General features: G+C 73.1%; 8 protein-coding genes. 6 read left to right on the top strand and 2 right to left on the bottom strand.

Annotated elements, in window-relative coordinates; translation table 11 throughout:
• Positions 1-24 precede the first annotated feature (24 nt).
• Both JGS39_RS10020 and JGS39_RS10015 read right to left on the bottom strand, forming a co-directional pair.
• On the bottom strand, positions 25-2,292 hold the full coding sequence (locus JGS39_RS10020) for a DEAD/DEAH box helicase (RefSeq protein WP_219568412.1): 2,268 nt from the start codon (positions 2,290-2,292) through the stop codon (positions 25-27).
• 102 nt (positions 2,293-2,394) lie between these two features.
• Positions 2,395-3,177, bottom strand: a complete 783-nt coding sequence (locus tag JGS39_RS10015; RefSeq protein ID WP_219568411.1) for an IclR family transcriptional regulator — start codon at positions 3,175-3,177, stop codon at positions 2,395-2,397.
• A gap of 192 nt (positions 3,178-3,369) precedes the next feature.
• Here JGS39_RS10015 and JGS39_RS41865 point away from each other — a divergent pair, with 192 nt between their 5' ends.
• The 6 genes from JGS39_RS41865 (at position 3,370) to JGS39_RS09990 (ending at position 8,133) form a co-directional block, all read left to right on the top strand.
• Positions 3,370-3,480, top strand: a complete 111-nt coding sequence (locus tag JGS39_RS41865; protein ID WP_326656311.1) for a putative leader peptide — start codon at positions 3,370-3,372, stop codon at positions 3,478-3,480.
• 138 nt (positions 3,481-3,618) lie between these two features.
• Complete coding sequence (locus tag JGS39_RS10010; protein WP_219568410.1) at positions 3,619-4,647, top strand: ABC transporter substrate-binding protein; 1,029 nt, start codon at positions 3,619-3,621, stop codon at positions 4,645-4,647.
• Positions 4,644-5,660, top strand: coding sequence for an NrtA/SsuA/CpmA family ABC transporter substrate-binding protein (locus tag JGS39_RS10005; protein WP_219568409.1), 1,017 nt, complete (start codon positions 4,644-4,646; stop codon positions 5,658-5,660). The genes JGS39_RS10010 and JGS39_RS10005 overlap by 4 nt, the downstream gene beginning before the upstream one ends.
• Complete coding sequence (locus JGS39_RS10000; protein ID WP_219568408.1) at positions 5,657-6,490, top strand: ABC transporter permease; 834 nt, start codon at positions 5,657-5,659, stop codon at positions 6,488-6,490. The genes JGS39_RS10005 and JGS39_RS10000 overlap by 4 nt, the downstream gene beginning before the upstream one ends.
• On the top strand, positions 6,487-7,245 hold the full coding sequence (locus tag JGS39_RS09995) for an ABC transporter ATP-binding protein (RefSeq protein ID WP_219568407.1): 759 nt from the start codon (positions 6,487-6,489) through the stop codon (positions 7,243-7,245). Before JGS39_RS10000 ends, JGS39_RS09995 begins: the two co-directional genes overlap by 4 nt.
• Positions 7,246-8,133: an ABC transporter substrate-binding protein gene (locus JGS39_RS09990; protein WP_219568406.1), complete on the top strand. Its 888-nt coding sequence runs from the start codon at positions 7,246-7,248 to the stop codon at positions 8,131-8,133.
• The last annotated feature ends 3 nt before the right edge of the window (positions 8,134-8,136 follow it).

The raw sequence follows: 8,136 nt of genomic DNA, 5'->3' as shown, positions 1-8,136 counted from the left end.
GGCGGCCCGGGCCGCCCGTCCGGATCAGGCCGGGCTCGCGCCGGATCCGAACGGAAGGCCCCGCGTCCGGCCCGCCGTGTCGGAGCGGGACGGCTCCGGGCTCGCCGCGTCCGCGACCGCGGCCAGGCGCTGCTGTTCCTCCTCGACGATGCGGCGGGCCAGCGAGCCGTCCGACACGTCCACGGCGTCCGGCGTCGTCTCCGCGACGTCGCTGCGCCGTGCGTACGCGTCGAACAACCGCTCCTTGCGGGCCAGGATGTCCAGCATCCGCTGGTCGACGCTGTCCGTCGCGAGGAGCCGGTGCACCTGGACCGTGCGTATCTGACCCATCCGGTGCGCGCGGGCCACGGCCTGGTGCTCCATCGTCGGCTTGATCTGCGGCTCGCAGAGGATGACGACCGACGCGGCCTGCATGTTCAGCCCGATCCCGCCCGCCTGGATCTGGCTGAGCAGCACCGCGTGGCCGTCCGTCGCGGCGAAGCCGTCGATCAGCTCCTGGCGCCGCGCGGCCGGCACGCTTCCGGACAGCGGGCCGAACACGCCTTCCCCCAGGGACTGCCGGACCGTGTCCAGCACCTCGCGGAAGTAGGAGAACACGACGACCTTCAGACCGTTGTCATCGGCTTCCGCGACGAGTTCCCGCAGCCGGTTCAGCTTCGCGGACGTGGCGGGGTGCGCGTACGCGGCCCGGCGCATCCGCATGAAGTGCCCGGCGGCCACCGCCTCGTGGTACGCCCGCTGATCGGCCTCACTGAACTCCTCCCACTCGTCGACCTGCACGAGCGCGGGGAGTTCAGTGAGCACGTCCTGCTGGTTGCGGCGCAGATAGGCGGGGGCGACGGCCCGGCGGAAGGCGTGCGAACCGGCGACGCCGTGCGTGGTGCTGACGGACGGGGCCAGTTCGGGCTGGAGGTGGCGGACCAGGCTGCGGAACTCCTCCACCCGGTTCTCCATGGGTGTGCCGGTGAGGAAGAGCACGTGCTCGGTCCCCTCCGACCAGCCTGACACCGCACGGGCGCGACGGGTGGCCGGATTCTTCACGTAGTGCGCCTCGTCGACGACGAGCATGCCGGGCCGCACCCCGCTCTCGCCCGCGCGTGGAAGCGTGTGCAGGGCGTCGAAGGTGGTCAGCGCGACCCCGCCGCTCTCGCGCCACTCGGCGAACGCCTCCTGCCGCTGCGGACCGTGCACCGGCAGGGGCCGCAGCGTGGAACGGGCCCGGACCTCCCGCGTCCAGTTGATCAGCACGCTCGCGGGGCACACCACGAGGAAGTGCGTCTCCCCGCGCGCCGCGAGATGGGCCAGCGCGGCGATGGCCTGCACGGTCTTGCCGAGCCCCATCTCGTCCCCGAGGATCACCCGCTTCTGCGCGAGCGCGAAGCGCGCGCCGAACGACTGGTAGCCGCGCAGCGAGACCCGCAGCCGGGCGTCGTCCAGCCGCAGCCCGCGGACCCGGTCGGCGATTCCGGACGGCAGGAATCCCTCCGCCGCGTCCCGGTCGGGACCGGTGCCGGACATCTCCGCCAGCAGGCTGTAGTACTCCGCGGACCGCAGCTCGAAGTCGACCCAGGCCGCGACTTCGGACCCGGGGTCCCGCAGCAGGTCCACCGACACCTGGGCGAAGAGCGGAGGAAGTCCGCGCTCCACCGCGTCGGCGACGTCCGCCCGCACGGACGCGACGGCTTCCAGGACCCGCGCCCGGGCCTCCCGCCGGGTGAAGACCATCCGCAGCCGCCCCCGGGCCGGTCCGGCGGCGGCCAGCAGCGGCTCCAGGCCGGTGGCCAGCCGGCGGGCCCCGTCCACGGCCCGCCGCACGTCCGGCCCGGCCTCGACCAGCCGGTACAACGCGGTGACCAGGGCCGTCGTGGCATCGTCCGGGGCGTCCACGTCTATCCGCAGGGCCACCGTGTCCCGCACCGCGTGCGCGATCTGGCCCGCGGCGGCCAGGGTCTGGTCGGCCGTCTGCGCGCCGACGCCGGGGATCTGGCGGAGCTCGTACCGGCCGGACCCGTACACCTGCTCCACCGTCGTGAACCCGGCCTGCTCGACCGCGCCGAGGCGCAGCCTGCCCTCGGTGACGTCCTTGAGCCGGGACACCGGGATGGCGGACAGTTCCTTGCGGACGAGGGCATCGAGGAGCGGGTCCAGCGCCGTGCGCACGGCACCGACCGCGCGGGTGTGATCCGCCAGGACGCCGCGCGCCGCTTCCAGCAGCCCGTCGGCCCGCGCCAGCAGTTCCCGGGCCGCCCGCCCGGTCGGTGCCCCGCCCTCCGTGGACCCGGCCTCAGTCATGTCGTACCTTCTGTCCCCGCCGCCTTGCCGCTGCGCCCGGCTTCCGCCCGGAGCGACTCATATCGTCCCATGCGCGACTGACAGCCCGGCCCGGCGGACAGCTCAGGGCGCGGGCGGCCGACGCTCCGCCGGCGACAGCAGCAGCACCTCCAGGGCGCGCGCGCAGGAACGCGCCTGCGCCAGGAACCAGTCGCCGCGCTCTTCGGTGATCACGGAGGGGGTGGCCCGTACCGCCAGGGCGAAACGGGCGTACCCGGCGCCGTCCAGGACGGGCACCGCCAGGGTCCGTACCCCGTGGGCCGACTCGCCGTCGTTGACGGCGTAGGTGTCGGACCGAACCCGGGCCAGCTCCGCCTCCAGAGCAGCCGGCCGGACGATCGTCCGGGCGGTGAAGGCGGGCAGCGGCGGCAGCGAGGAAGGACCGCCCTCACCCGGTCTCGCCCACGCCAGCAGGACCTTGCCCAGAGCCGTGGAGTGCAGCGGCCGGCGCAGCCCCACCTTGGGGGTCACCGAACCGCCCGCGACGATCACCGCGTGCGGTCCGCTGCGCAGCGCCAGGTCGGCGGTGGCGCCCGTGCGTTCGGCGAGATCGGCCAGCTCGGGGGCGGCGAGATGCAGACCGCGCTGGTGGTAGGAGAGCCGGCCCAGCTCGGTCACGGCGGGCCCCAGCCGGTAACGGGACGTCCGGGCGTCCTGCTCCAGGAACCCGGCACCGAGCAGGGTGCGCGCCAGCCGGTGGGCGGTGGAGACCGACAGCGTGAGACGGCGGGCCAGGTCGGAGGCGCTCAGATCGGGCCCGTTGTCGTGGAAACAGTGCAGGACGTCCAGGGCGCGCTGTACCGCCTGCGCCCCACCGGGAGCGCGTACCGCTGCGGCCTCGGTCATGGGGTTCACTCTCCGCTCGTGGGGATGCGGGACCCGACGTTGCCACATTGCGGGAGCCGATCCGGGCCCAAAACGCCTGGTGAAACATGCCGTTCATACCCGATCCCACATCATGGGAAGCGAGTTGTGGGCGGGCGACACCCCGTGGCAGGCTGCAGCCCTCACCACCGACGAGCTGAAGGGAGCAGTGAAATGGCCGGCCGCCGATCCGCGTACCCCGACCGCACCGCTCCGGTCCTGCTCGCTCTCACGCTGCGCCGTCACATCGACCTGGCCCGCGTCTCCAGCGCCGCCTGTCGCTGACCCTTCCCGCACGTTCCCTTCACGCCCGACGCGTCGCTCCGACGCGTCACGGGCTCGTGCCGTACGTACCTCCCGGCTCCGGGACGTACGTGCCGTGCCCGTGGGCCCCCCTGCTTCGCCGATCCTCGGGAAGACTCCATGACGTCTGCCGTCCTGCCCCGGACCCTCTGGTTCACCCGCTGTCCCGTCCCCACCGCCACCGGCATCGCCGCCGACCGGCAGTGGCTCACCGACGAGTTCGCCGCCGACGGCATCTCCGTGCGCTCCCTCCAGGACGCCTCCCCGGACGCCGACCGCGCCGCGCACTACACCCACGCCCTGCCCGGCCTCTTCCGGGAGGGCGGCAACGTACCCGCCCTGTGGGCCCGTTCGCGGGGCGAACACACCCGGCTGGTCGGACTCACCTGGATCGAGGAACGGCAGGCCGTCCTGGTCACGCCCGGCTCCGGGATCCGGGGCGCCGCCGCGCTGCGCGGGCTGCGCCTCGCCGTGCCGAAGCACGACATCGCCATCGACTTCTGGCGTGCCATGGCCCTGCGCGGCTTCGAGGGGGCGCTGGCCTCCGCCGGACTCGCCCTGGACGACGCCTCGTTCGTCGACGTACCCGCCGACGGGCACGAGGGCCAGTGGGCCGCCGAACTCGCGGCACTGCGGCGCGGCGACGTCGACGCCGTGTACGTGAAGGGTGCGGTGGCCGTCGAGGCGGCCCGCCGGGCCGGCGCCGACGTGGCCGTCGAGCTGGACGAACTGCCCGACCGGCGCTTCCGCGTCAACAACGGCACCCCGCGCCCCATCACCGTCCACCAGCAGTTGCTGGACGAACACCCCGACCTCGTCGACCGCTTCCTCGCCGTCCTGCTGAGGGCAGCCGACTGGGCCGCCGGGCAGCCCGGGGAGGTTCGGCGCATCCTCGGCGCCGAGACCGGGGCGGGCGCCGAGGCGGTAGCCGGTGCCTACCGGCCCGGTACCCATCTGACCCTCCACCCCGACCTGTCCGCCGAACGCCTCGCCCTGCTCGCCGCACAGGAGGCCGGGCTGCGCGCCCACGGCTTCCTGCCCGAACCCGTCGACGTGGCGGCCTGGGCCGCCCCCGAACCGCTGCGCCGCGCCGCCGCCCTCGTACGCCGCACCTCCGCACCTCCGAGCCCAGAGGAACCCTCGTCATGAATCTCGCCCGACCACTGCGCACCACCGCCGTCCCGGCGCTCCTCACGGTCTCGGCGCTCGTCGCCCTCACCGCCTGCGGCACCTCCGAGGCCGACAGTGCCGCGGGGGGCTCGAAGGCCACGGTGACCGTCCGTATCCCCGACCCCGGAAACTCCGGGGCGCTCGCCCTCGGCAAGAAGGACGGCAGCCTCGACAAGGCGCTGTCCAAGGCAGGCGCCAAGGTCCGGTGGACCGGCAGCGCGGGCCCGTTCGCCCCCGCCGCCCAGGCGATGAACGCGGACCAGCTGGACATCGCCACGGGCTCCATCACCTCCGGAATCACCTCGCTCGCCCAGCGGCCCGGCTTCAAGTTCTTCACCGCCGTCGACCCGGACGCCGCGGGGGAGGGCATCCTCGTCAGGAACGGGTCGGACATCGGCTCGGTGGCCGACCTCGTGGGGAAGAAGGTCGCCGTCAACCAGGGCGGTACCGGCGAGTACCTGCTGCTCAAGGCCCTCGCCAAGGCCGGCATCCCGGCGGACAAGGTCACCCGGGTCTATCTGCGCCCCGACCAGACCGCGGCGGTCTTCAACGCCGGCAAGGTGGACGCCTGGGCCGTGTGGGCCACGTACGCGGTCGCCGAGATCGGCAGCGGCAAGGCGCACTTCGTGGCCGACGGCGCCGCGATCGGCTCCGACAACTACAGCCTCAACGCGGTGCGGACCGAGTTCGCCGAGCAGCACCCGAAGGTCGTACAGGCCCTCTACCAGTACCTCCACGAGGCCAGCGCCAAGGAGAAGCGGAATCCGGCCGCGTACCTCAACGTCTTCACGGACGTCGGCCCGACCGCCGTGACGGGCAAGGCCAAGGAGGTCCAGACCGGGTTCACGGCGCAGGGCGGGACCGTCGATCCCATCGGGCCCGAGGACATCGCGCGCTTCGAGGACGTCGCCGCGTTCTACGCCGACCAGAACGTCACCGAGGACCGGGTCGACGTCGCCGCGCACCTGCTCGATGTCGGGAAGCTGACATGAGCGACACCGCCGCCGCGCCTCCCGGACTCGTCCGGCCGCGCCCCCGGACCAGCAGGAGCCGCAGCCGGGGCTACGCGCTGACCGTCCGTACGATCGGCCCGGTCGCCCTGCTCGTGCTGTGGTGGACGGCCTCCGCCACCGGCGTCCTCACCCCCGACGTCCTGGCATCGCCCGCCGAAGTGCTGCGCGCCGTAGGTGAGTTGTGGGGCAACGGCCAGCTTCCCGACGCCCTCACGACCTCCCTCACCCGCTCCGGCCTCGGTCTCCTCATCGGCCTCGCCGCCGGACTGGTCCTCGGCATCACGACCGGGTTCACCCGCCTCGGCGACGAACTCCTCGACTCCTCGCTCCAGACCCTGCGCACGATCCCCTTCCTCTCCCTGGTGCCGCTCTTCATGGTCTGGTTCGGGATCAACGAGACGGCGAAGATCCTCCTCATCGCCGTGGCCACCACCTTCCCGATGTACGTGTCCACATCGAGCGGGGTGCGCAACACCGACCCGAAACTCATCGAGGCCATGCGGAGCTTCGGCATGGGACGCCTCGCCCTCGTACGCGAAGTCGTCCTGCCCGGCGCCCTGCCGTCCCTGCTGGCCGGACTGCGCCTGTCGATGACGCTCAGCGTCATCGCGCTGATCGCCGCCGAGGAGATCAACGCGACCGCCGGCATCGGCTATCTGATGTCCCAGGCACAGAGCTACGCCCGCACCGACATCCTCGCCGTCTGCATCCTCGTCTACGGGCTCCTCGGCCTGACCGCCGACATTCTCGTGCGGCTGCTGGAACGCGTGCTGATGCCCTGGCGCACTCCCCAGGGAGCCACCCGATGACCACTGATCCGACATCCGTACCCGCCGTCCGGGTACGGGGGCTGCGCCGCGCGTTCGGCGACCGTGCCGTCCTCGACGACCTTCGGCTCGACATCGCCCGGGGCGAGTTCGTCGCTCTGCTCGGTGCCAGCGGAAGCGGGAAGACGACGCTGCTGCGCATCCTCGGGGCCCTCGACGGCGCGGACGGGGGAGAGGTCCTCGTCCCCGAGGCCCGCACCATCGTCTTCCAGGAGCCCCGGCTCGTACCGTCGAAAAGGGTGCTGGCCAATGTGACGGCCGCCCTGCCCCGCAACCGCTCCGCCGACGGGCTCCGAGCGCTGGCCGAAGTCGGCCTGGAACGGCACTCCGAGGCCTGGCCGGCCACCCTCTCCGGTGGTGAGGCCCAGCGCGTCGCGCTGGCCCGGGCCCTGGTCCGCGAGCCCGAACTCCTTTTGCTCGACGAGCCGTTCGCGGCCCTCGACGCGCTGACCCGGCTGAAGATGCAGGATCTCGTCGGCGAACTGTGCCGCCGGCACCGCCCCGCCGTCCTGCTGGTCACCCATGACGTCGAGGAGGCCGTACGGCTGGCCGACCGGGTCGCCGTCCTGCGCGACGGCCGCCTCGTCACCGACGAGACCGTCGGCATCGCCCGGCCGCGCGACCCGGGCGACCCCGCGTTCGCCGCTCTGCGCCGGCGGCTCCTGGCCGACCTCGGCGTCGACGCCCCCGCACCTTTCCTTCCGTCCCCCGTACCCGCCGAAGCCGGAGTGATCTGAATGACCCTCACCATCGGTGTCCACAGCAGCAACCCGTCCCTCTACCACCTGTACCACCTCTCCCGGCTGGGCTTCGCCCAGGAGGAACTGGCACCGCTGGGCGAGACCGTCGTCTTCCACCCGTACACCAACGGCGTGCGCACCGGCGAACTCCTGACCCGGGGCGTCATCGACTTCGGCGGCACCGGCTCCACCCCGCCCGTCACCGCCCAGGCCGCCGGGCACGACATCGTCTACACCGCGGTCTCCGCGCCGCGCCCCGAACACGGCGCGCTCCTGGTCCCCGAGGACAGCCCCGTGCGCACCGTCGCCGACCTCAAGGGTGCGACCGTGCACCTGGCGATCGGGTCCTGGCAGACCCATCTCATCGCCAAGGCGCTCGACGACGCCGGGCTGTCCTACGCCGAGGACATCACGGCCGTCCGCGGCAACGCCGACAGCGAGGAACTGCTGCGCACCGGAGCGATCGCCGCCTGGGTCGCCCAGGGCGCCGAGCTGGCGGCCGCCCGGCGCACCGGCGGACTGCGGACCCTGGTCCGTACCGGCGACGTCATCAGCGACCGTTCCGTGTTCTTCACCCGTCGTGACCTCGCCGAATCCCGGCCCGACGTCATCGAGGCCCTGACCCGGGCGCTGCGACGCGCGGACGAGTGGGCCGCCGCCCACCCCCGGCAGGCGGCCGAGATCGCCGCCGCAGACCTCGGCGGCGCGGCCGACGACTGGGAAACCGCCCTGGCCTCGCTGCCCTGGACGATCGAGCCCGTCTCCGACGCCTTCATCGCCGAGCAGCAGGAGGCCGCCGACATCTTCCACCGGACCGGATTCATCGACCGGCCGGTCACCGTCGCCCACGCCCGTGCCCGTGCCACAGCCGACAAGGCGGTATGACGA

The organism is Streptomyces poriferorum, from assembly GCF_019399235.1.
Classification (GTDB): Bacteria; Actinomycetota; Actinomycetes; order Streptomycetales; family Streptomycetaceae; genus Streptomyces; species Streptomyces poriferorum.
This window is presented reverse-complemented; position numbering and strand designations above follow the sequence as displayed.